At 73.0% G+C, this 22750-nt stretch carries 18 protein-coding genes; 12 read left to right on the top strand and 6 right to left on the bottom strand.

Features of this window, described 5'->3' with window-relative positions; genetic code table 11:
- The first annotated feature begins 33 nt into the window (after positions 1-33).
- Positions 34-1638, top strand: coding sequence for an acyl-CoA synthetase (locus OG948_RS09235; RefSeq protein WP_406295352.1), 1605 nt, complete (start codon positions 34-36; stop codon positions 1636-1638).
- A 158-nt stretch (positions 1639-1796) separates the two neighbouring features.
- Here the strand turns inward: OG948_RS09235 and OG948_RS09230 are convergent, their stop codons facing one another.
- Positions 1797-3110: a DUF445 domain-containing protein gene (locus tag OG948_RS09230; RefSeq protein ID WP_406295350.1), complete on the bottom strand. Its 1314-nt coding sequence runs from the start codon at positions 3108-3110 to the stop codon at positions 1797-1799.
- Positions 3111-3242: 132 nt separating this feature from the next.
- On the opposite strand from OG948_RS09230, the gene OG948_RS09225 reads away from it, so the two are divergent.
- Positions 3243-3614, top strand: coding sequence for a type II toxin-antitoxin system RelE/ParE family toxin (locus tag OG948_RS09225; protein ID WP_406295348.1), 372 nt, complete (start codon positions 3243-3245; stop codon positions 3612-3614).
- A complete protein-coding gene (locus OG948_RS09220; protein ID WP_406295346.1) occupies positions 3611-3940 on the top strand; it encodes a helix-turn-helix domain-containing protein in 330 nt (109 codons plus the stop codon). The genes OG948_RS09225 and OG948_RS09220 overlap by 4 nt, the downstream gene beginning before the upstream one ends.
- A 180-nt stretch (positions 3941-4120) precedes the next feature.
- Here OG948_RS09220 and OG948_RS09215 read toward each other — a convergent pair whose 3' ends face one another.
- The gene (locus OG948_RS09215; protein ID WP_406295344.1) at positions 4121-4858 is read right to left on the bottom strand and encodes a TetR/AcrR family transcriptional regulator; all 738 of its coding nucleotides are present in this window, start codon (positions 4856-4858) and stop codon (positions 4121-4123) included.
- 138 nt (positions 4859-4996) lie between these two features.
- Between OG948_RS09215 and OG948_RS09210 the strand changes: the two genes are divergently transcribed.
- The 3 genes from OG948_RS09210 (at position 4997) to OG948_RS09200 (ending at position 8329) form a co-directional block, all read left to right on the top strand.
- Complete coding sequence (locus tag OG948_RS09210; protein WP_406295342.1) at positions 4997-6433, top strand: MFS transporter; 1437 nt, start codon at positions 4997-4999, stop codon at positions 6431-6433.
- Positions 6434-6630: 197 nt separating this feature from the next.
- Positions 6631-7485, top strand: a complete 855-nt coding sequence (locus OG948_RS09205; protein ID WP_406295340.1) for an NAD(P)H-binding protein — start codon at positions 6631-6633, stop codon at positions 7483-7485.
- A gap of 166 nt (positions 7486-7651) precedes the next feature.
- On the top strand, positions 7652-8329 hold the full coding sequence (locus OG948_RS09200) for a hypothetical protein (protein WP_406295339.1): 678 nt from the start codon (positions 7652-7654) through the stop codon (positions 8327-8329).
- 22 nt (positions 8330-8351) lie between these two features.
- On the opposite strand, the gene OG948_RS09195 is transcribed toward OG948_RS09200, so the two are convergent.
- Entirely contained in the window at positions 8352-8768 is a 417-nt protein-coding gene (locus OG948_RS09195) for a hypothetical protein (RefSeq protein ID WP_406295337.1), read from the bottom strand.
- Positions 8769-9047: 279 nt separating this feature from the next.
- Here OG948_RS09195 and OG948_RS09190 point away from each other — a divergent pair, with 279 nt between their 5' ends.
- Together OG948_RS09190 and OG948_RS09185 are read left to right on the top strand one after the other, a co-directional pair.
- Positions 9048-9503, top strand: coding sequence for a carboxymuconolactone decarboxylase family protein (locus tag OG948_RS09190; RefSeq protein WP_406295335.1), 456 nt, complete (start codon positions 9048-9050; stop codon positions 9501-9503).
- A 202-nt stretch (positions 9504-9705) separates the two neighbouring features.
- Positions 9706-11607 (top strand): propionyl-CoA synthetase, encoded by a 1902-nt coding sequence (locus OG948_RS09185; RefSeq protein ID WP_406295333.1) that lies wholly within the window; start codon positions 9706-9708, stop codon positions 11605-11607.
- 77 nt (positions 11608-11684) lie between these two features.
- Here OG948_RS09185 and OG948_RS09180 read toward each other — a convergent pair whose 3' ends face one another.
- Positions 11685-12683 (bottom strand): glutamate ABC transporter substrate-binding protein, encoded by a 999-nt coding sequence (locus OG948_RS09180; RefSeq protein WP_406295331.1) that lies wholly within the window; start codon positions 12681-12683, stop codon positions 11685-11687.
- A 194-nt stretch (positions 12684-12877) separates the two neighbouring features.
- On the opposite strand from OG948_RS09180, the gene OG948_RS09175 reads away from it, so the two are divergent.
- Together OG948_RS09175 and OG948_RS09170 are read left to right on the top strand one after the other, a co-directional pair.
- Positions 12878-13360 (top strand): hypothetical protein, encoded by a 483-nt coding sequence (locus OG948_RS09175; protein WP_406295329.1) that lies wholly within the window; start codon positions 12878-12880, stop codon positions 13358-13360.
- Between the two features lie 105 nt (positions 13361-13465).
- Positions 13466-14347 (top strand): TIGR04222 domain-containing membrane protein, encoded by an 882-nt coding sequence (locus tag OG948_RS09170; RefSeq protein WP_406295327.1) that lies wholly within the window; start codon positions 13466-13468, stop codon positions 14345-14347.
- Between the two features lie 102 nt (positions 14348-14449).
- Here OG948_RS09170 and OG948_RS09165 read toward each other — a convergent pair whose 3' ends face one another.
- Positions 14450-17014 carry a serine/threonine-protein kinase gene (locus OG948_RS09165; protein ID WP_406295325.1) on the bottom strand — a complete coding sequence of 855 codons (2565 nt, stop codon included), beginning with the start codon at positions 17012-17014 and terminating at the stop codon, positions 14450-14452.
- Positions 17015-17323: 309 nt separating this feature from the next.
- Between OG948_RS09165 and pucL the strand changes: the two genes are divergently transcribed.
- Both pucL and OG948_RS09155 read left to right on the top strand, forming a co-directional pair.
- Positions 17324-18214, top strand: coding sequence for a factor-independent urate hydroxylase (gene pucL, locus OG948_RS09160; RefSeq protein WP_406295323.1), 891 nt, complete (start codon positions 17324-17326; stop codon positions 18212-18214).
- Positions 18215-18634: 420 nt separating this feature from the next.
- On the top strand, positions 18635-20572 hold the full coding sequence (locus OG948_RS09155) for an N-6 DNA methylase (RefSeq protein ID WP_406295321.1): 1938 nt from the start codon (positions 18635-18637) through the stop codon (positions 20570-20572).
- Positions 20573-20792: 220 nt separating this feature from the next.
- Here OG948_RS09155 and OG948_RS09150 read toward each other — a convergent pair whose 3' ends face one another.
- Positions 20793-22742 carry a protein kinase domain-containing protein gene (locus OG948_RS09150; RefSeq protein WP_406295319.1) on the bottom strand — a complete coding sequence of 650 codons (1950 nt, stop codon included), beginning with the start codon at positions 22740-22742 and terminating at the stop codon, positions 20793-20795.
- Positions 22743-22750 lie beyond the last annotated feature (8 nt).

Genomic DNA, 22750 nt, shown 5'->3' with positions numbered 1-22750 from the left:
GAAGCATCCGTTCATCCGCCGTGGGAGCCGACCATGACGCCCGTCAGCCCGTCGTTCAACCTCGCCGACCTCTTCGAGATCGTGGTGGACGCGATTCCCGACCGCACCGCCTTGATCGCGGGCGAGGTACGACTGACGTACCGTCAACTCGACGAGCGGGCGAATCGGTTCGCGCACCACCTGCTCGGGGTCGGGATCCGGCCGGGCGAGTTCGTCGGGATCCACGCGTGGAACCGCGCGGAGTGGGTCGAGGCGATGATCGGCTGCCACAAGGCGCGCGCCGTGCCGATCAACATCAACTACCGCTACGTCGAGGCGGAACTGCGCTACCTGTACGAGAACTCGGGCATGGTCGCGGTGGTCGCCGAGCGTTCGTTCGCCGGCGCCACCACGGCGATCCGGGCGGACTTCCCGGCGCTGCGGCATGTGCTGATCCTGGAGGACGGCTCGACCGAACCGGCCGAGGACACCGTCGGCTACGAGGACGCGCTCGCGGCGGCCTCGCCCGCCCGCGACTTCGACGCGCGCACCGCGGACGACCTGTACGGCCTGTACACGGGCGGCACCACCGGCATGCCCAAGTGTGTGCTGTGGCGCGGCGAGGACATCTTCTTCGCGGCTCTCCAGGCCGGTCGCGGCGGCCGGCCGAAGTTGGCGAAGCCCGACGAACTGGGGGACACGGTCCGGGAGTCGGCGGGGCTGACCACGCTGGGCCTGGCGCCGATGATGCACGGCGGCGGGCAGTGGTCGATGTGGAACACCTTCTACATGGGCAACACGTTCCTGATGTGGACCGGCCGGGCCTTCGACCCGGACGCCGTGATGGCGCTCGCGGCGCGCGAGCGGGCGTTGTCGATGGCGGTGGTCGGCGACGGCATGGGCCGGCCGCTGGCGGACTGGCTCGCGGCCAACCCGGACACCCACGACCTGTCCGCGCTCAAGGCGATCAGCAACGGCGGCGCGCCGATGAGCGCTTCGGTCCGCACCGCGCTGGAACAGACCGGCATTTTTGTGATCGACAGCTTCGGCGCGTCCGAGACCGGCGCCGCCATGCGGCAGACCGGCGCGGTCGGCGCGGCCACGCGGTTCGCCTCCTCGGACACCACGACCGTGCTCGACGACCGACTGGTGCCGGTGAAGCCGGGGTCCGGCGACGTCGGCCGACTGGCCGTCAGCGGACACATCCCGCTCGCCTACCACGGCGACGACGAGAAGACCCGGGCCACCTTCGTCCGGGACGCGGCCGGGCGCCGCTGGGTGCTGCCCGGCGACTTCGCGTTGCTGGAAGAGGACGGCGGCATCACCCTGCTCGGGCGTGGCAGCGCGACGATCAACACCGGTGGCGAGAAGGTCTATCCGGACGAGGTGGAGAACGTGCTGAAGTCGCACGCCGACGTGTTCGACGCGGTCGTGGTGGGCGTTGCGGACCCGCGTTTCGGCCAGGCGGTCACCGCGCTCGTGGTGGTGCGCGAGGGCACCGACCCGACACCGGAGGCGATCACCGCGCACGCCCGGACCCGGATCGCCGGATACAAGACGCCCAAGCGCATCCACTTCGTCGAATCGATCCCGCGCACGGCGGCGGGCAAGGTGGACCTGCGGGCGGCGAAGGCGCGCGCGGAGGAACTGTCCGGGTAGGCGGGCGGATCGGGCGCGGCAGGCAGGCAGGCAGGCAGGCAGGCAGGTCAGGCGGCAGGCGCGCGCGGTCGGGCGCGATGCCGTACGTGGAGCCCGGGCCCGGGTCGGCCGAGCAGCCGGGTGCTCGGCCGACCCGGGGCCTCGGTCGAGCGCTCGGGTCAGCTCAATACCTGGGTCAGGGTGTGGATCAGCAGGCCGACGAGCGCGCCCACGACGGTGCCGTTGATCCGGATGAACTGGAGGTCGCGTCCGACGTTGATCTCGATCTTGCGGCTGGTCTCCTTCGGGTCCCAGGCGCCGACGGTGTCGGTGATCAGCGCGGTGATCTCGTCGCGGTAGGTGGTCACCACGTACGCGGCGGCCTGCTCGATCCACCGATCGGCCTTGCCGCGCACGCGCGCGTCCTCGGCGAGCCGACCGGCCAGCGAGCGCACGGCGTCGGTGACCCGGTTACGCAGTTCGCTGTTCGGGTCCTCGGTGGCCTCTACGAGCATCGCGCGCGCGGCGCCCCACACCGACGCGATCAACTCCTGGACCGCCGGGTGCGCGATGGTGCGGTCCCGCAACCCCTCTATCTGGGCGATCATCCGCGGATCGTGCTGGAGGTCGCGGGCCACCTCGGCGAGGAAGTTGTCCACCGCGAGCCGGGCCGGGTGCTCCGGGTCGTCCCGCACCGCGCCCGCGAACCGGACCAGTTCGCGATGCACCTTGTTGGCGATCTGCCGGTCGAGGAAGCGCGGCGACCAGCCCGGCGACTCCTCGTTGACCACTCGCAGGACGGCTTCGCGATGTTGCTCCAGCCAGTCGTGCGCCTTGGCCGCGACCAGGTCGACCAGGCCCCGGTGCGCGCCGTCGCGGACCAGCCGGTCGAGCAGTTCGCCGATCGGCTGGGCGACCGCCTGCGCGGACACCCGACGGGTGATCGCCTGTCCGAACACGGTCTGCACGTCCTCGTCGCGCAGCACGGTCAGTGCCGCGCGGGCCAGCGCGCCCAGTTGGTCGGTCACCCGCTCGGCGTGCCCGGGAGCGGCCAGCCAGGTGCCGGCCCGCCGGGACACCTCCATCCGGCTCAGTCGTTGCCGCACCACCGTGTCGGAGAGGAAGTTCTCCCCGACGAACTCGCCGAGGTTGCGCCCCAACGCGTCCTTGCGGGTCGGGATGATCGCGGTATGCGGGATCGGCAGGCCGAGCGGGCGGCGGAACAGCGCGGTCACCGCGAACCAGTCGGCCATCGCGCCGACCATCCCGGCCTCCGCGGCGGCCTGCACATATCCGGCCCACGCGCCCGCCCCGCGCGCCTCGGCCCACCGCGCGAGGATGTACAACACGGTCGCGAACACCAGGAACCCGGTGGCGATCACCTTCATCCGGCGCACACCCCGGAGCTTCTCCAGCTCCGACGCGGTACGAACCACGCCGCCCGGATCCGGGCGGCGTGGAGCGGGCGACGAGGACTCGGCGAGATCAACCATGACGCCCATTGTGATCATCTGCCCACGCCCCCGGGCCCTTCGACACCGATCCGCGCCGCCCCGCGCGACTCGCCTCACGGTCATGTGTGGGCACCGGCCTCACAAATATAAGCCAGAGGTTATACTTGGCGAGTGTCATGGGAGATCTGCCTTCTCGAACCGGTGGAGAGCTGGTTCCTGAAGCTGTGCGAGACCGATTCGGATTCGGCGGCCCTCATCGTGGAGGCCATCGATCTACTGGCTCAGCGGGGGCCGACGTTGGGCCGCCCGCTCGTGGACACCCTGCAAGGGAGTTGCCTGTCGAACCTCAAGGAACTGCGTCCGGCTTCGAGGCGGCGCACGGAGATTCGCATACTGTTTGTTTTCGATCCCGACCGGCAGGCGATCTTCCTCGTGGCCGGCGACAAGGCCGGTCAATGGTCGCGTTGGTACGACGAGGCGATTCCGCTCGCGGAAGCCCGCTTTCGGGAGTATCGCGAGGAGCAGAAGGAGAGGCGTTCATGAGTCCCGCACGGCGCTGGCAGGACGTCAAGGCGGAGGCCCGGCGGGTCAATCCCGCGCTGGCCGATCCAGGCGTGCAATCACGGGCACGGGCCGACATCGATGCCTATGTCGTCGGCTTTCATCTGAAGGAGCTCCGTAAGTCGTTGGGCAAGACGCAGGCGGAAGTCGCGGCGATCCTCGGCGTATCACAATCGCGCGTTTCGCAGATCGAGACGGGGGAGCTCGACGCCATGGAGTTGGAGACGCTGCGCTCCTACGCGGCCGCGCTGGGCGGTCGCCTCGACGTGACCGTGAACATCGGCGACATGTCCTTTCACGTGGCCTGAGCGTTCGATCGACGCAGCGGACACGGGCCGCTCCCGGCGACGAATCCGGTGTTGAGCCGAGCCGTGCGGAGCGCGTATGAGGACACCACGGAGGCGCCCGCAGGGGGCGGGGAGTTCGGCGGGTCGCTCGCGGCGCGGCGGTCGGCGCGCCGCGAGCGACCCGCCGGACGAGGCGGTCGGTCAGTCGGGGGCCGGGGTGGCGAGGATGCCGTTCAGGAGGACCTCGATCGCCCACGCGTCGCGGTCGTCGCCGGAGACCTGGGTGAGGGTTTCGCGCATGGCGACCAGGTGGGGGTAGTCCGTCGCGGAGAGTCGGCCGAACGCCTCGTCCATCGCGGCGACCGCGCTCTCCTCGGTCTGCCCCTCGGCGCCCTTGTCGACGTACGCGGACTCCTCCGCCCCCGCGGCGGTGATGTGCAGGTTGATCAGGTCGAGCGCGAGTGAGCGGGTGAGGTCGTCGATGCCCGCGCCGGCCAGCAGACCCAGGATCGCCTCGGCGAGCGCGAGCGCGTTGGGGCCGGTCGGCACGTCCCCCAGGGCCACGGTCGCGATGCCGCGGTGGGCGCCGAGCACGGTGATCGCCTCCCGGATCAGCGTGCCCAAGTCCGCGCGCCAGTGCGGGAACGGCTCGCCGACCGGCGCGACGGCGGGCAGCGGGATCTCGCCGAGCACCCGGTCGTAGACCAACGCGAGCAGCTCGTCCCGGTTCGCCACGTACACGTACAGCGACGCGGCGCCGGTGTCCAGCGCCTGCGCGACCCGACGCATCGTCACCGCCTCCAGGCCGTCCGCGTCCAGGATCGCGAGCGCGGCGGACACGAGCGCGTCCGCACTGAGCGCGGCCTTCGCCGGGCGGGTGCGCCGGCTGACCGGAGCGGCAGGGGTGGATGGGCGCGACTCGCCGGGTGTTTTCGCCATGCCCCGAGTATACGCGTTGACGGAACACTGTTCGCTACGTACATTGTTCGTTGCGAACATCGTTCGTCACGAACATGGCTCGTCGTGCGGCACTCCGCAGGGCGGTGAGCCGCACCGCCCACCCTTCGAGGAGTACCGATGACCACCACCGACGTCCCGTCCGCCCCCGTCACCGAGACCCCGCTGCCCGCCGCGTACGCCTGGCGGTGGCGAATCCTGGCGATCGTGCTCGTCGCCGAGGTGATGGACCTGCTCGACAGCACCGTGACCAACGTCGCGGGCCCGTCCGTCCGCGACGATCTCGGCGGCGGCGCTTCGCTGTTGCAGTGGCTCGCCTCCGGCTACACGCTCGCGTTCGGCGTGCTGCTCGTCGTCGGCGGCAGACTCGGCGACCGCTGGGGCAGGCGCCGATTGTTCCTGCTGGGCGCCGGCGGCTTCGCCGTGGCGTCCCTGTTGTGCGCACTGGCCCCGGCGCCGGAACTGCTGATCGCCGCCCGCATCGCCCAGGGTGCCTTCGGCGCCCTGCTCATCCCGCAGGGCTTCGGCATCCTCAAGTCGGTCTTCCCGCCCGCCGAGACCGGCAAGGCGTTCGCCGCGTTCGGTCCGATCCTGGGCCTGTCCGCCGTCGGCGGCCCGATTCTGGCCGGCGCGCTGATCCACCTCGACCTGTTCGGCACCGGCTGGCGGCTGATCTTCCTGATGAACGTCCCGCTCGGCCTCGCCGCCGTGCTCGGCGGACTCCGCTACATCCCCAAGGACGCCCCGAACCCCGGCGTGCGGATCGACGTGCTCGCCGCCGCGCTCCTGGCGCTCGCCTCGACGCTGGTCATCCTCCCGCTCATCCAGGGCCCCGAAGCCGACTGGCCCGCCTGGACGTTCGGCTGCCTCGGCGCCGGCCTGGCCGCCTTCGCCGGCTTCATCCTGCGCGAACGCCGCAGCGCCCACTCGCTGATCGAGGCCACCCTGCTGCGCAACCGGGCCTACACCTCCGGCATGCTGTTCGGCCTCGTCTTCTTCGCCGGCACCGCCGGCTTCATGCTGATCACCTCGCTGTTCGTGCAACTGCACCTGGACTTCGGCCCGCTCGCCGCCGGCCTCACCCTCGCCCCGATCGCCGTCGGCATCGTGGTCGCCTCGATCGCGGGCTTCCAACTGATCCCCAGGCTCGGCCGCAACCTGCTCCTGATCGGCGCCGGCGTCAACGTGACCGGCCTGATCGCCCTCGCCGCCGTGGTCACCCACTACGGTTCGGACACCACCGGCGGGCACCTGATCGCCCCGCTGTTCGTCGCCGGCCTCGGCATGGGCGCCGTGTTCGCCCCGCTGTTCGACGTCATCCTGGCCGGTGTCGCCGACCACGAACTGGGCAGCGCCTCCGGGTCGTTGTCCGCGATGCAACAACTCGCCGGCGCACTCGGCGTGGCCGGCATCACCACCTTGTTCCTCCAACTCGCCGAACACCACAGCGCCTCCACCGCCATGGCCGTCGGCGCACTCGCGGTGGCCGGCCTCGGCCTGCTCGCCGCCGGCCTGGTGTTCCTGCTTCCGCGGCACGCCAGGCCGCACGAGGGCTAGGCCCTCGCGCCGAGTTGCCATTCCCGGCGGCCCGGCGGGTCGGCGAGTCGACCGCGGTCCGTGAAGAACCCTGGGCCGCCGGGTCGACGCGAAACCGTGGCTCGCCGGTCCACGAAGAGCCCCGGGCCGCCGGGCCCACGAAGGAACCGTGGCCGCCCGGTCCACGAAGAACTCACCCAGCAAGGAAACGAGTCACCATGACCACCCTCGTCACCGGAGCCCGCGGCGGTGTCGCGCGCGGCGTCCTCACCCGCCTGGTCGCCGCCGGCCACGGCGTCCGGATCGCGAGCAGCGACCCGACCGACCTCGAACCGCCCGCCGGCGTCGAAGCCGTCCGCCTCTCGCTCCGCGAACCCGACAACGCCGCCTCGGTGTTGCGCGACGTCACCAGCGTCTTCCTGTACGCCGAGGCGGCCGGCATCGCCGCCTTCGTCGAGGCGGCGCGGGCCGCCGACGTCCGGCACATCGTGCTGCTGTCCTCCGCCTCGACGGCCGCGCCCGACCCGAGCGGCAACCCGCTCGCGGCGAGCCATCACGCGGTCGAGGTCGCGGTCGCCGAGTCCGGGATCCCGCACACGGTGCTCCGTCCCGGTGCCTTCGCCGGCAACGCGATCGGCTGGAAGTACCAACTGCTCGGCACCGGCAGCATCCAACTCCCGTACCCGAACGCCCAGGTCGCCCCGATCCACGAGGACGACATCGCCGACGTCGCCACCGCCGTGCTCGTGGCCGGCGACCACCTCGGCGAGACACTCGACCTCAACGGCCCCGAATCGTTGTCCTTCGTCGAGCAGATCGCGATCCTGGCCGATGTCCTGGGCCGCGAACTGCCGTTCACCGAGGTCACCCGGGACGAGGCGCTCGCCGGCCTGACCCGGCACATGCAGCCCGGCTACGCGAACGCGCTGCTGGACCTGTGGGAGTCGGCGGTCGAGCCCGAGCCGGTGTCCGGCACCACCGAGGCGATCACCGGCCGGCCGGGCCGCACCTTCCGCGAGTGGGCCCACGACCACCGCGAGGACTTCGCGACCGGCGTGCCGCAGCGCGGCTGAATCGGCGACAACCGCTCGGATGCCCGCACTTCGGACCGGCCGGACCGGCACAATCCGGCCGGCCGGTCCATGCTTTGGTGGAGTTCTCGCTCCCTCGCTCCCCAAGGGGTTGTCACGCTGTCTACGCTGCTGTTCGGACCGGCCGTTTTCCGAACTCTGGACGCACATGACCGTCGCGCTTCACACCGTCGCGGGTGCCGCAATCGAGGTACGCCGCGCGCTCCAGGCTGATGAAGCCAGGGACGTTCCCGAACACACGTGGGTGGGCCCGATCGTCCGGATCCGCCCGCAGGGCGAACGGCACTACGAGGACATCGCGTACATCGACACGGCCCCCACCGACGGAATGGGCAGCTCCCCCTCCCGGCACCTGATCCTGTGGGCGGACCGAGCCCGCCGACAGCGGATCGCCGCGGTGGGTACGTACTCGGCCGCCGCCGACTACGCGGTCTACAGCGTCACCGGCCCGGCCGGCGAGCACCTGGCGACGGTGCATCGCGAACAGGGCAGCATCCGCCGGCTGCGCCGCACGTCCTGGACGATCCGCCCGGCCGAGGGCCCCACGCTGCACGCGGCGAAGGGCACCACGTTCGGCTGGATCGCGTGGTGGGCGTTGTGCCCGTTGTGGGGCCTGATGATGGCCGTGGCCGTACTCGGCGGCAAGGCACCGAGGTTGCCGCTGCGCACGATCTGGCGCCACGACGGCACACGCGTCTTCGAATACCTGGGCAGCGTCGGCACCACCGACTCGTACGAACTCCCCCCGGGCCACGTGGACGCCCGCATAGTCCTGGCCCTGGCGGCGCTGCACAACAGCCATCCCGGCTGGTACGACCGCCTGTAACGGCGCGACCGGCTCCGGTGCGCTACCGGAGCCCGTTGGGTGGCACCGTCGTCTCGCAGGCGTCGCACAGGGTCAGGTGCAGTCGGCGCATGCCGCGGAGGGTGCCCGGGCGACCGCAGTTCTCGCAGACGGTTCGGGAGATTCGATCGAACTCCCCCGTCACGGCGTGCAGGCGGGTCGATTCGGCCGGGGTCCAGGCGGTGCCGTTCGCGGTCCACGGGTGGGGGTTGGCCTGGAAGGCGAGTGCCGCCCACTTCTGCTTGACGGCGAGGAGTTCGTAGTCGGGGAACTCCACCGCCACCGCCTCGTGGCAGCGCAGCGCGAGCTGGTACCACCCGGGTCCGATCCAGAACTCGGCGGACGAGTCGCGGAGATGGCGCCGCAACGGCTCCAGGACGGCGTCGGACGCCCATTCCGAATGACCGGCGGTCGTTGGCATCGCGGGCTGCCTCCCTTTCGGCGGGTCGCGGTGGACCCTCGAGGATCGTAGACGAGAGCCGGCATCCGCCCTTGGGTCCCGGATCCGGACGCGGCTGCGGTGGACCTCGCTCCGGCCCGGCGGGGGCGGGTCCCCGCGACGGAGCGGAAACTTTCCTCCCTCGGGCGTCACACTTTCCCGGCGGGCTCCGTCAGTGCTGTGTCGGACCGAAAAACCAGGGCCGGCAGCCGGAGGCGAGGACACGACCACCGGTGAGACCACCTCTCGAGGAGCACAGTCATGGAAGCACGTATGGGCAACCCCGCGATGGTCGTTCCCGGCGCGATGAAGGCGCTGATGGCCCTCGCCGCCGCCGCCGCACAGACCGGCGTTCCCAAGGTCACCCTGGAACTGGCCAACCTGCGGGCGAGCCAGATCAACGGCTGCAGCGTCTGTGTGCACATGCACGCCCGCGACCTGCGCAAGGCCGGCGAGGCGGACGAGCGCATCGACACCGTCGCCGGTTGGAGGGACGCCCCGTACTTCACCGACGCCGAGCGCGCGGCCCTCGCGCTGACCGAGGCGGTCACCCGGGTCGCCGACACCGGTGACCCGATCCCGGACGCGATCTACGACGAGGCCGCCAAGCACTACGACGAGCAGGAACTCGGCGCCCTCCTGCTGTCCATCGCCGCGGTCAACGTCTGGAACCGGATCAACCTCGCCACCCGTCAGGTCGCGGGCGGCGCCTGGTAGGGCACCGCGGCCGAGACGTCGCGGACCCGGACCCGGGAGCACCTCCCGGCCCTCCGGGCCGCGGGCGTGGCACAGCCTCCCGCCGCCCACGTGCTCGAACGCGAGTACGTCCGTCTTGACTTCGGGCCGTCGCGTCGGGATCCTGCCGGCGAGACGGCACGGTCACCCGGTGCCGCGACCGGACTACCGGGAGGAACCGCGGATGAGCCGCGACACTGGCGGGGCGTACGAGTCGGCCCATCGGCGCAGCCTGAGCGATCCGGACGGCTTCTGGTTGGAGGCCGCCGCCGCGATCGACTGGGTGACGCCGCCCACCCGGGCCCTGGACGACTCCGCCGCGCCGCTGTACCGCTGGTTCCCGGACGGTGTGTTGAACACGTGTTTCAACGCACTCGACCGCCATGTCGCGGGTGGGCGCGCCGAACAGGCCGCGATCGTGTACGACTCGCCGCTCACCGGCACGCGGCGCACCCTGAGCTACGCCGAACTGCTGGACCTGACCGCACGGTTCGCCGGCGTGCTGCGCGGACTGGGGGTGGGCCGGGGCGATCGGGTGGTGTTGTACCTGCCGATGGTGCCCGAGGCCGTGGTGGCGATGCTGGCCTGCGCCCGACTCGGCGCGGTGCACTCGGTCGTGTTCGGCGGCTTCGCCGCGCACGAGTTGGCGGTGCGGATCGACGACGCCCGGCCCAAGGTCGTGGTGGCCGCGTCCTGTGGGATCGAGCCCACCCGCACGATCGCCTACAAGCCGCTCGTGGACGCGGCGCTGGCCGAGGCGACGCACCGGCCCGACAGGGTGGTGCTGCTGCAACGCCCCCAGCTCACCGCCGATGTGACCGAACGCGACCTGGACTGGGACACCGCGATGGCGACGGCCGAACCCGTCGAGTGCGTGCCCGTCGCGGCCGGCGACCCGCTGTACATCCTCTACACCTCCGGCACCACCGGGCCGCCCAAGGGCATCGTGCGCGACAACGGCGGACACGCGGTCGCGCTGCGCTGGTCGATGGAGAACGTGTACGGCGTGCGGCCCGGCGAGGTGAGCTGGACCGCGTCCGACGTCGGCTGGGTGGTCGGCCACTCGTACATCGTCTACGCGCCGCTGCTCACCGGCTGCACCTCCGTGCTGTACGAGGGCAAGCCGGTCGGCACGCCGGACGCGGGCGCGTTCTGGCGGGTCGCCGCCGAGCACCGGGCCACCATGTTGTTCACCGCGCCGACCGCGTTCCGGGCGATCAAGAAGGAGGACCCGGACGGGAAGCTGCTCGCCGGACACGATCTGTCCGCGCTGCGCACGCTGTTCCTGGCGGGCGAGCGGCTCGACCCGGAGACCTACCGCTGGGCGGGCGACCTGCTCGGCATCCCCGTGGTGGACAACTGGTGGCAGACCGAGACCGGTTGGCCGATCGTGGCCGACCCGATGGGCCTGGAACCGCATCCCACCAAGCCCGGTTCGCCGACCCTGCCGGTGCCCGGCTACGACGTACGGATCCTGGACCCGCAGGGCGTCGAGGTCCCGCCCGGGGTGGACGGCGCGCTGGTGCTCAAGCTGCCCATGCCGCCCGGCACGCTGAGTACGCTGTGGGGCGACGACGAGCGCTATGTGGCGTCCTATCTGACCGCCTTTCCCGGCTACTACCTCAGCGGCGACGGCGGGCGCAAGGACGAGGACGGCTACGTCTACGTGATGGGCCGCACCGACGACGTGATCAACGTCGCCGGGCACCGGCTGTCCACCGGCTCGATGGAGGAGGTGCTGGCCGCGCACCCGGACGTCGCCGAGTGCGCGGTGATCGGGGTGGCCGACGAGCTCAAGGGCCAGGTGCCGCGCGGTCTGGTCGTGCTCAAGGCCGGCGTCGATCGGGAGCCCGCCGAGGTGGCGGCCGAGTTGGTGCTCCGGGTCCGGGACACGATCGGCGCGGTCGCGGCCCTGCGTCGGGTGGATGTGGTCCCGGCGCTGCCCAAGACCCGCTCGGGCAAGATCCTGCGCCGCACGATGCGCGACATCGCGGACGGCAAGCGGCCCGTACTGCCCTCCACCATCGAGGACCCGACCGTCATCGAGACACTGCGACCGACCCTGACCGGCGAACGTCCCGACTAGGCCCTGTCCGGCGGAACTTCGCGCAGCCGCCGGGATTCCTCGCGGCGGCGGGCCGAACCCCCGGCGACCGGGATCGTTCAGCCGACGTAGGAGGCGCGCGGCGGGGACTGCGGTCCCAGTGGTCCGGCCAGCCACGCGTCGTACAACTTCTGCCACGAACCGTCCCGCTTCATCCGCTCCAACAGCCCGTTGGCGAATCGTACGAAGTCCTGGTGCGCCAACGGGAAGGCCATGCCGTGCGGTTCGTCGCTGAAGGTCGGACCGACCACGTCGGTGTCGGAGTCCTGTGCCTGAAGTCCTTTGAGCAGCGCGGACGTCGTCGAGATCGCGTCCACCTCGCCCTGCTGCAACGCGACCAGGCAGTCCGTCCAGTTCTCCACGGCGTACGGCAGCACGCCCGCCGGGTCGTCCCGCAGGAACACGATCGACGTGGTGGCGCGGACCGTGCACACCCGCCTGCCGCGCAGATCCGCGAGGGAGCGCACGCCCGAGTCGGTGCGCACCAGGACCCGTTGGCCGTCGGTGTAGTAGTCGCTGCTGAAGGCCACCTGGAGTTTGCGGTCGCACGTGATGGTCATCGTGTCGATCACCACGTCCACATCCCCGTTCCGGAGCACGTCGGTGCGCTGGGCCTGGGTGATCACCTTGTAGCGCAGCCGCTCGGGGTCGTCGGGGCCGGCGAAGATCGCCCGGGAGAGGGCCTTGGCCATCTCGATGTCGAATCCCTTGATCAGCCCGCTGCGTCGGTCCAACTCGCCGAAGAATCGGGTGTTCTGGTCGACGCCGACGATCAGGTACCCGCGTCGGTGCACGCGCTCCATCGTGGAACCGGCGGGCATCGCTCCGGGGGCGGGCAGCGACCCGGGCGGAGTGAGGCTCTGGCGCGGGTCGCAGGGCGGCGCGACGGAGGGCTTGGGGTAGTCCTCCGGGGTCGCCGGGTGGGCCCCGGAGATCACCGGGTCGACGACCCGCACGGCGGCGGGTCCACCGGTCGACGAGGCGGAGCACGCGGCGAGGGTCGCGGCCAGCACGAAGGTCGGGGCCGAGGTCGCGATTCGACGTGTTCTCCGATGCATGGCGCTCCCTGGTGCCGGTGTGCGCACCGGCGAGTCGTTGCCGCTGCGAGTCGCCGAACCGGCCGGGACCCGTTCGCGTCGAGGCTTGCGCGGCCGAATTGCTCCGATTATCGACCGGCTCGTGCGGATTCCCCGGCCGCTTGGCCAAACAATGGGGGGTTCCCTCAACCGAGTGGACCAGGACTGGAGTAGGCGTGACGAGCTACGGCATCACCGGCCACATCAACCTGACGCCCGACACCGTGCCGCTGGTCGATCGGGCCGTTCGGGACCTGCTCGCCCGGGGCGCGCAGGAGGAACTCGTGGGCTACAGCTGCCTCGCGGCAGGCGCGGACGCGATCTTCGCGCACGCCGTCCTGGACCTGGGCGGCCGGCTCGTGGCACTGCTGCCGTCGGCCGACTACGGCGAGACCAAGGTCGGTCCGGACTACCGCGCCGGTTTCGAGGACTTGATCGCGCGAGCCGACGAGGTCCGGGTGATGCCGTTCCGACGGGCGTCCGAGGACGCGTACGCGGCGGCCAACGACGCGCTGCTCGCGGCGGTGGACGTGGTGTTCGCGGTCTGGGACGGCCGACCCGGCGGCGCGCGCGGCGGCACCGCCGAGGTGGTCGCCAAGGCCCGCGCGGCGGGCACGCGGGTGCACGTGGTGTGGCCGCCCGGCGCTGCCCGTGGCTGAGCACGACCTGCCGCGCGACGTGCAACGAGACGCCCGGGTGAGGGAGGTGCCCATGATTTCGGGCCGAGTGTTCGATCCGCCGGCGCCGACCTGTACATCTGATCCATGGAGACGACACTTTTCGTCCTGCTCGCGCTCGTGGCGATCGGGCTCGGCCTGCGGACCCGACAGGTCCTGGCCGGCGGCCCGCACGGGCGCCGGCCCGCCGCCGGGCCGATGGGGACGGAACCGCTCGGATCCTATGAACTGGCCTTCCTGGCCGGTGGGTCCCGCCGAGTGGTGGACACCGCGATCGTGCGGTTGCACGCGGGCGACGCGCTGCTCGTGTCCCGGGACGGTCGGCTGACCGCGACGGCACCGGCGGGCGTCGGAGCGATCGAGGACGCGGTGGTGGACCTGGCCGAGGGCGGGGCCGACCTGACCGACGTGCGGTTCGCGGCGCTTGTCGATCCGGCGGTCGAGGCACTGGAGGGTCGCCTCGTGGCGGCCGGACTCGCCCGGCGCATCGCCACACCGCTCACCCGCGGGGCCCTGATCGCCGCTTGGGTGGTGCTGGTCGCTCTGGTGTGGTGCGCGGCGTTGTTCGAGCCCGGCACCGCGATCGTGGTCGGCGTCGCGGTCACCGCCATCGCCTGCGCGGCCGGGTACGCGCTGTGCCTGCGCGGCCGGGAGCCGCTGACGCCGGCCGGCGCCCGCGCGCTCGGCCGGGCGCGCAAGGAGTGGGGCCGGCTCGACTGGGATCGCCAAGGGCCGCCGGACACGGTCGGGGGAGCCGCGCTGTTCGGCCGCCGGGGACTGCACGACGGTGCGTTGGGCGCGGTCTTCCGCGCCTCGGACACGCGGATTCGACGGTCGCGCGGTGGGTCCGCGCGAAGTCGGGCCGAGGGGGGCGGTCCCGACCGGGATCCGAGCGGGGCGTACAACCCTCGACTGGGTCAGAGTTACAGCAACGGCGGGTGCTTTTCGTCCTGCGGCGGCAGCAACTGACACGCCGTCACCGATCGGCGCGGGTGTGGGCGCGGGGGGACGAGCGGGCCCGCCGGTGGTCGAGGGACGACCGGCGGGCCCGTCGCGGGTGTCCGGGTACGGCTACCGCGCCGAGTCCGCCTCGGTCGGCCTCGGTTCGGCGACGGGCGCGGTGCCGGGCGGGTACGACGGGCCGGCGGCGGCCTTGCGCCGCGAATCGAGCACGGCCAGCACCAGCGTGGCCAGGCCGGCCAGGCCCGCCAGCACCGAGATGCCGGGCAGGACCACACCCATCACGGCGTTCTGCGCGTCGCGCCACGCGGAGTCGGTGATGCGGAACAGCCCTATGCCGACGGCGGTCAGCCCGAGCAGCGCGATCACCGCGTGCCAGATCATGGGATTGGCCGGCCGCGCGGCGCGTGCCGGCGCGGGAGTGAGCGGGAAGGGCGAACCGGTCGGGAAGGGCGGCACCTCGGCCGCGGCGGCGGGCGCGTCGGTCGGGAACTGCGGGGCGGGCACCACCCGGGTCGGCGCGTCCGGTCGCGGCGGCGCCGCCGGCGCGGAGTCCCGGGCGACCTTGACGGTCTCGGCACCGGCGTCGGCGGGCGCGGGGGACTCGGAGTCCCGGGCGACCTTGACCGTTTCGGCGTCGGTGCCCCGGCGGATGGCCGGCACCTTGACCGGCGCGCCACCGTCGTAGGGCGCCTTGGCCGCCGGCTTGTCCGCCTCGGGCGCGGGGGCCGCCGGGGTCGCGATCGGCGTGGTGACGTCGTCGTCCTTGCCGACGCGAACGGCCGGTGCCACCACGGGAGTCGTGGCGTCGGAATCCGGGTCGGGCTTTTCCGCGGCGGGCTTCCCGGCGCCGTTCCGGTCGGCCCGCACCGCCGGCGACGCCACCGGGGTCGCGTCGTCCTCGTCGTCGTTCACCTCGTCGGCGCCGGCGTCGCCCTTGTCCCGGCCCGCGCCGTTCTTCGCGGCGTCACCACCACCGGCGGCGGGCTTCCCGGCGCCCTTCTTGCCCGCGCGTACGGCGGGCGTGGCCACGGGGGTCGCGTCGTCCTCGTCCTCGGCTTCGGTCGCGGCGGCTCGCGCGGTCGGCTTCGCGCCCTTCCTGCCCGCGGCCGATGCCGGTGTCGCCACCGGAGTCTCGTCACCCGCCTCGTCGGCATCGGATCCCGCGACGGGAGCGCGGGTCGTCTTCGCGGCGCCCTTCTTGCCGGTCCGTGCGGCGGGCGTGGCTTCCGGGGTCGCGTCGTCTTCGTCCGCGTCGGTCGTCGTGGTCGCAGCCGGCTCGGCGGCGGGCTTCGCGGCGCTCTTCTTGCCGGTCCGTACCGCGGGCGTGGCTTCCGGGGTCGCGTCGTCTTCGTCCGCGTCGGTCGTCGTGGTCGCAGCCGGTTTGGCGGCGGGCTTCGCGGCGCTCTTCTTGCCGGTCCGTACGGCGGGCGTGGCTTCCGGGGTCGCGTCGTCTTCGTCCGCGTCGGTCGTCGTGGTCGCAGCCGGCTCGGCGGCGGGCTTCGCGGCGCTCTTCTTGCCGGTCCGTGCGGCGGGCGTGGCCACGGGGGTCGCGTCGGCCTCGGCCTCGGCCTCGGCAGGTTGCGCGGCCGGCTTCGCGCCGTTCTTCGCGCCCTTCTTCGCGGCGGTACCGCCACCGGCCGCGGGCTTCCCGGCGGCCTTCTTGCCCGCGCGTACCGCCGGCGTCGCCACGGGCGTCTCGTCCGTGTCGGTCGGCGTCGCGGTCGCGAGTGCGGCGGCTGCCGGGACCTCGGTGGTCTCCGGCTCTTCCCCTTCCCCGTCCGCGCCCTCGGCGTCCTTCGGGGGCGGGGCATCGCCCACGGCCGCGGTCGCCGCGGCGACCAGTGCCCGCAATTCCTCGGGAAGCCAGTCCGCACTCGGCTCGGCCGCGGCGAAGCGTGCCACCAGGTCGGCCGCCGAGGGTCGTGCGGTGGGCCGCTTCTTCAGGCAGTCGGCGACGATCTCACCGAGCCAGTCCGGGAGTTCCGACAGGTCCGGCATCTCGCGCACGACCCGCTGCGCGATCTCGGCGACCGACCCCGCGCCGAACGGCGCCACGCCGGCCGCGTGGCACAGCACACCGCCCAACGCGAACACGTCGATCGCCGGGCCTATGGAGCCGCCGGTGACCTGCTCCGGCGCGGGCAGCCCCGGGACGTCCACGACACCCGTGCGGGTCATCCCGGCCGAACCGAGGGCCCGGGCCAGCGAGTAGTCCGCCACGCGCGGCCCGTCGGCCGCGAGCAGGACGTTGGCCGGCTTGAGGTCACGGTGCGTCAGATCGACCTCGTGGATGGCCGCGAGCCCCTCGGCCAATCCCGCGCCCAGCGCGCGCAGCGAGTGCTCGGGCAGCGGCCCGTGCGCCGCGACGGCCGCCTCCAGGGACGGGCCCGCCACGTGCTCGACGACCAGCCACGGCGGCGTGCCGTCCGGGTCCGCGTCCAGGACGTGCGCGACGTGTGTGCCGCCGACCTCCCGGGCGGTGGTGACGTCCTTGCGGAAGCGTTCGAGGAACGTCTTGTCGGACGCCAGGTCGGGCCGCACCAGCTTGACCGTGACGTGGTCACCACCGGGTGCGCGACCGAGGAAGACCGTCCCCAGGCCGCCCTGTCCCAATCGGGCCGACAGTCGGTACCGCCCGACAACCCCGGGATCGCCCGGCTTCAGCGGATCCATGACTGCCGCCCCCTCTATGTACGTGCTGCGCCAAGGCAGGGAGGGCCCCAGGGCTTTTTCCGGCCCTGTCTGTCTCGCCTCCCCGCGGACTTTGCCGCAGCCTACCCTCCGGGCCGAGGCCCCACCGAGGACCCGGACCGGCTCGTCGACGACTCGTGAACGTCTCGTCACCGACCCGGCAACCGCAGCGAATCGCCGGGACATGTCCCGATTCGCGACTTTGACCGGGCTCCGCGCGCGCCGCTAGCTTCGCGACAACACCCGGCAACACCCGGCAACATCAGCCCGCGTGGCGAGGGAGCTGAACCGATGGCGATCGTTCTGGGGCCGAATCGATACGGCAAGGCGGAGGTGCGACTGGTCCGGGTCACCCGGACCACCGCGACCGAGCACGAACTGTGCGATCTGAACGTGTCCGTGTCACTGTCCGGCGACCTCGCGGACACCCATCTGCGCGGGGACAACGCCCACGTCATCCCGACCGACACGATGCGCGCCGTGGTGTACGCGTTCGCGCAGGACCGACCGTTGCCCGCGATCGAGGCGTTCGGGCTGCGCCTGGCCCGGCACTTCGTCGACGCGTACGCCCCGATCGACACCGCGCGCGTGCGCGTCCTGGAATACCCCTGGATCCGGATCCCCGGTACGCACGGGCCGCACCCGCACGCGTGGACCCGGGCGGCCGGCGCCAGATACGCGGGCGTGCTGCACGGGCCGGCCGGTACCGAGGTCTGCGCCGGTCTGGAGGACGTGACCGTGCTCAAGTCGACCGGGTCGGAGTTCCACGGCTTCATGACGGACCGTTACACGACGCTGGCCCCGACCCGGGACCGGATCCTGGCTACGAGCGTGCACGCGCGCTGGCGCCACCGGCGGCTCGACGTCGTGTCGGCGGACTGGGACACGTCCTTCCGCGCGGCTCGCGACACGCTGCTGCGCACCTTTGCCGAAGCGCACAGCCTGTCCCTGCAACAGACCCTGTACGCGATGGGCGAGGCGGTGCTGACCGAGCGGGAGGACCTGGTCGAGGTGCGGCTGACGCTGCCGAACCGGCACCACCTCCCGGTCGACCTCGACGCGTTCGGTCTGCACAACGCGGGTGAGGTGTACCAGGTGACGGATCGGCCGTACGGCGTGATCGAGGGCACCGTGCTGCGCGACGACGCGGCGCCCGCGCTCGCCGAACTCCCCTGGCGATAGCGCCGGACACCGCCGACCGGACCGGGACACACCGCGGGGGCGAGGCGCCGTACGGCACCTCGCCCCCGCGACCCCACCCCTCATCCCCCCGGATGAAAGTTCGTCGCCGCGTATTTCCGTCGCGTGCGTATTCGTCGTCCCCCGGATGCCAACGCGGATGCCGACCCGGACGCCCCCGGACGTCGCCCCCCGACGCCGTCCCGGACCGCGCGTCGGTCAGCCCTTGATGTCCTCGGTGCCGGCCGAACGGCCGGTGGTCGAGGACAGCGCGGTGCGGGTGTTTCCGGGGTTGCTCTGTGCTGCTGCAGTCAATAGAAACAGTAGCTGTGAACGCTGTCAACAAGTACTTTGCTCGCGCCTTGAGTCGTCTCGGTATGGTTGACTCCGGAAGGTTCACAAACGGCCCATGAGGAGGAGACGGTGCCCACCAGCCCCCAGGTCACCGCTGCCGAGATCGCTCGCATCGCGGGTGTCGGGCGCGCCGCCGTGAGTAACTGGCGCCGGCGCTTCGACGACTTCCCGCGGCCCGTGGGCGGCAGCGACGCGAGTCCCACCTTCGCGCTGTCCGACGTGGAGAGCTGGTTGCGCGAGCAGGGCAAGATCGCCGAGGTCGCGCCGGAGGAACACCTGTGGCGCCTGGTCGCGGCCTCCGACGACGTCCCCGGCCGGCTCGCCGACATCGGCGACCACCTGGCGGCCGGCTCACCCGAGCCGGTCGGGCCGCACGCCGCCCTGCTGCGCGCCGCGAGCGACCTCGCCGGCACCCGCGGGGCCTCGGCCGTGTTCGCCGCCCTCTACTCCCGATTCGCCGAGTCCGCGGCCGGCCCCGGCGCCGCCACCCCCTCGGCCACCGTCGCGCTGATCGCCGAACTCGCGTGCGTGGGACGGGAATCCATGACATCCGTGCTGAATCCGGCGACCACGCACGGCGATCTGCTGCTCGGCTTCGTGCGATCCGCGCGCACCCTGCGCGGGCAGGCCGAGGCCCCGGCCCTGGCCCGACTGATCCGGGCCCGCATCGCGCTGCACCCCGATGCCGGGCCGGACACCGCGATCGCCGTCGCCGAGGGCGACGCGCTGCGCGCGGACGCGTGGCCCGACGAGCTGTTCGACACCGTCGTGGGCAACCCGCCCTTCAACGACCGCAATTGGGGCCACGACGAACTGGCCTACGACCAGCGCTGGGAGTACGGCCTGCCGCCCAGGACCGAGTCCGAACTCGCGTGGGTCCAGCACGCGCTGGCGCATACCGAGGTCGGCGGGCGGGTCGTGCTGCTGATGCCGCCCGCCGTCGCGGCCCGGGGCTCGGGCCGGCGGATCCGGGCCGAACTGCTGCGCCGGGGCGCGCTGCGCGCGGTGTTCGCGCTGCCCGCGGGCGCCGCGCCGCCGTTCGGCGTCGCGCTGCACCTGTGGATCCTGGAACGGCCCTCGGGTGAACTGATGCCCTCACACGTGCTGTTCGCCGCGCTCGAGGACGCGGCCGCGGCGCAGGCCGGCGTGCGGGCCTGGCACGACTTCGGTACCGATCCCGGCGGCCTGGCCGAGGTGCCCGGCCGACACCGCGCCGTGCCGCTGATCGAACTCCTCGACGACAACGTCGACCTGACCCCGTCGCACAACCTGCCCGAGCGCACCGACCTGAACGTGGCCGAGCGGGTGCACGACACCCGCCGGCGGCTGCTCGACCTGCTGGAACGGCTCCCGGAACTGGTGCCCGACGTGCCCGCCGCCGACCCGGGAGCGCCGACCTGGCGCTCGGTCACGCTCGCCGACCTGGCCCGCACCGGCGCGGTCACGCTGTACCGCAGCGCGACCCGCTCCGGCCGGAGCGGCCAGGAGACGCCGACCGGGCCGACCGTGCCGATGCTCACCACCACCGACCTCGCCGCCGCCGTACCGCCGAGCGCGCGCCTGTCGGTCGCCGAGGCGGACGAGGCACAACATCCGCGCGTCAGGGCGGGCGACGTGATCGTGCCGACCCTGCTGGGCAGCGGCGAGATCGGCTGGGCGGGCGCGGTCCGAGTGGCCGGACCCGCCGAGCGGGACGCGGTGCTCGGACCCAACCTGCACCTGCTGCGCCCCGACCCGGCGACCCTCGATCCGTGGTTCCTGGCCGGGTTCCTGACCGACCCGGCCCAGGCCCGGCGGGCCGGCTACGGGTCCAGCATCGTGCGGGTCGACGTGCGCCGGATCGAGATCCCGCTGCTGCCGCCGGACCGGCAGCGCGCCTACGGCGAGACCTTCCGGGCGCTGCGCGCGTTCGTGACCGACCTGCGCGGCGCGGCGGCCCTGGGCGAGGACCTGGGCCGGGGCCTGCTGGAGGGCCTCACTGCCGGCCTGCTCCGGCCGCCCCGTTAGGCCCTGTCCGGCGGATCCCGGTGGGTCCGCGCCGCCTGGCATCGCGCCTCGCCACACCGGAGAAACAGTCGAATGGAACCACCGTGCGGCTGTCCGGTGCGGCGAGGCACGGCATCCGCCCTTCGGGCTCCTCGCTGCGCTCACGACGCGGCCCGATCCAGCAGGATCCGCCGGACAGGGCCCGGGGCCGGGTCCGCCGGGCCCGGCTCGCCGACCCGTGCTACCGGCCCTCCAGGGCACGCAGGACGGCCTGCGAGCGGGCCGTGGGCGAGGCGGAGCGGAACGGGCCCGTCGGGCCCAGGGCGGCCGCTCCGGCGGCCCGGTCGGGACCGGTGTAGCCGCGCACCAGGGCCTCGGCGGCGGCGCGGTGCACGTCGCCCATCGAGTACAGCTCCTCGCCCGGGACGATCCGATGCCGCCGGGCGCGCGCGTCGTGGGCCGGCCACTGTCGGTGGACCACCAGCCGCGGCTCGTCCTCCGGCTCGGACGCGCTCAGCGTGGAGAGGGACAGCGTGTACGGGAGCAGCGGGCCGAGCAGTTCGCACAGGCCCCACAACACCGCCTCGGGGTCCGGCACGGCGTCCGCCTCGGACAGCGCGAAGGTGGCCTCCGGCCGGGTGAGCACCGCCGAGATCACGTCCGTCAGCACGTCGGGATGCCGCGTGGCGCGCAGCCGCAGCCCGGCCTCGCGACGGGTCAGCTCCGCGTTCAGCACCGCCGGGTCGAGCCGGGGCACGTGCCGGTGGCCCGGAGGATCCAGATCCGGCAGGTCCACCGGCGCCGCGCCCAGCGCGAGCGCGTGCCGGGGCCCGGCGAGCGAAACCGCGCCGGGCTCGGGTCGGGCCGGGGCGATCAGCACCAGGGCGTGTGCGGCGGTGCGCCGGATCAGCGTCGGTCGGCCGCCGAGCATGCCGAAGCGGACCGCGGACCGACGCGGCCCGTAGTACCCGGCGCCCAACGCGGGCCCCACCACCGGCGCCAGTACCGAGTGCCAGCGCCCCAGGCCCGGTTCGGACAGCGACGAGGTCGTCACGGTGATCGCCCCCGAGTCGCTCACCTGGTAGCCGATCCGGTCGAGCATCGGCGCCCGCGTCGGGTACGGATCCTCGGTGTAGCGCTTGGTCGGGGCGGGCGCGGGCCGGGCCGCGGTGGGTTCGGCGGCCCGCCGGCGCGCGGGCCGGGCCGGGCGCGGGCGCTCGGCCGAGGGAGCCCGCACCGCCTCCGGCTCGGGTGCCGGTCGCGCCGCGGGCGGGCCGGCCGGCTCGACGGCGGGGCGGATCCGGCGCTCGTGCTCGTAGAGCAGTTCCAGGACCGGACGGGGCAACCACGAGGCCGCCTCGTGCGGACGCCGGCGCCGGCCGAGCAGGGCGGCGAAGTCGGCGACCACGTCGTCCGGCGAGGGGCGTCGGTCGGCGCGGCGGCGCAGACACGACTCCACCAGTGGCAGCAGTTCCTCGGGCAGCCCGGTCAGGTCCGGGTCGCGATTGCGCACGGCGCTCATCACCCGCATCGCGCTGCCCTCGTACGGCGCGTGACCCGTGCCCGCGAACAGCAGCGTGGCGCCCATCGAGTACACGTCGGAGCGGACCGTGCCGGACTCGCCCTCGACCTGCTCGGGCGCCATGTAGGCGATCGTGCCGACCAGGTTGACGGTGTCCTGGTCCTCGGCCAGCGCGAGCCCGAAGTCGATCACCTTGGGACCGTCCAGGGTGACCAGGATGTTGCCCGGGGCCAGGTCGCGGTGCACCAGGCCGGCGCCGTGGATCGCGCCGAGCGCCTCGGCCACCCCGGCGGCCAGCCAGCGCACCGCGTCCGGCGGCAGCGGACCGCACTCGTCGACCACCTCGCGCAGCGACGGCGCGGGCACGTACGCGGTGGCCAGCCAGGGCCGCTCGGCCTCCGGGTCGGCGTCCACCACGGCGGCCGTGAACACCCCGCTGACCAGTCGCGCGGCGTGCACCTCGCGGGCGAACCGGCGGCGGAAGTCCGCGTCGTGGTCCAGCTCGGCCAGGATGGTCTTGATCGCCACCAGCCGGCCCGCCGGGGACAGTCCCAGGAAGACCCGGGCCATGCCGCCCCGGCCGAGTCGGGAGAGCACCCGGTAGGGCCCGATCCGGCGCGGATCGTACGCGTCCAGGGGGGCCGGACCCCGCCTGTCGACATCGGTCACGCAACGTC

Origin of the sequence: Embleya sp. NBC_00888, from assembly GCF_045207655.1 — a bacterium.
Lineage (GTDB): Bacteria > Actinomycetota > Actinomycetes > Streptomycetales > Streptomycetaceae > Embleya.
The sequence above is the reverse complement of the archived record's forward strand: the minus strand, read 5'-3'. Positions and strand labels throughout refer to the sequence as shown.

Coding starts and splice junctions, on each gene's coding strand:
- OG948_RS09180 (WP_406295331.1), bottom strand. CDS start 12,683: ATGCATCGGAGAACACGTCGAATCGCGACCTCGGCCCCGACCTTCGTG.
- OG948_RS09220 (WP_406295346.1), top strand. CDS start 3,611: ATGAGTCCCGCACGGCGCTGGCAGGACGTCAAGGCGGAGGCCCGGCGG.
- OG948_RS09210 (WP_406295342.1), top strand. CDS start 4,997: ATGACCACCACCGACGTCCCGTCCGCCCCCGTCACCGAGACCCCGCTG.
- OG948_RS09190 (WP_406295335.1), top strand. CDS start 9,048: ATGGAAGCACGTATGGGCAACCCCGCGATGGTCGTTCCCGGCGCGATG.
- OG948_RS09235 (WP_406295352.1), top strand. CDS start 34: ATGACGCCCGTCAGCCCGTCGTTCAACCTCGCCGACCTCTTCGAGATC.
- OG948_RS09185 (WP_406295333.1), top strand. CDS start 9,706: ATGAGCCGCGACACTGGCGGGGCGTACGAGTCGGCCCATCGGCGCAGC.
- OG948_RS09170 (WP_406295327.1), top strand. CDS start 13,466: ATGGAGACGACACTTTTCGTCCTGCTCGCGCTCGTGGCGATCGGGCTC.
- OG948_RS09230 (WP_406295350.1), bottom strand. CDS start 3,110: ATGGTTGATCTCGCCGAGTCCTCGTCGCCCGCTCCACGCCGCCCGGAT.
- OG948_RS09195 (WP_406295337.1), bottom strand. CDS start 8,768: ATGCCAACGACCGCCGGTCATTCGGAATGGGCGTCCGACGCCGTCCTG.
- OG948_RS09200 (WP_406295339.1), top strand. CDS start 7,652: ATGACCGTCGCGCTTCACACCGTCGCGGGTGCCGCAATCGAGGTACGC.
- OG948_RS09205 (WP_406295340.1), top strand. CDS start 6,631: ATGACCACCCTCGTCACCGGAGCCCGCGGCGGTGTCGCGCGCGGCGTC.
- OG948_RS09165 (WP_406295325.1), bottom strand. CDS start 17,014: ATGGATCCGCTGAAGCCGGGCGATCCCGGGGTTGTCGGGCGGTACCGA.
- OG948_RS09215 (WP_406295344.1), bottom strand. CDS start 4,858: ATGGCGAAAACACCCGGCGAGTCGCGCCCATCCACCCCTGCCGCTCCG.
- pucL (WP_406295323.1), top strand. CDS start 17,324: ATGGCGATCGTTCTGGGGCCGAATCGATACGGCAAGGCGGAGGTGCGA.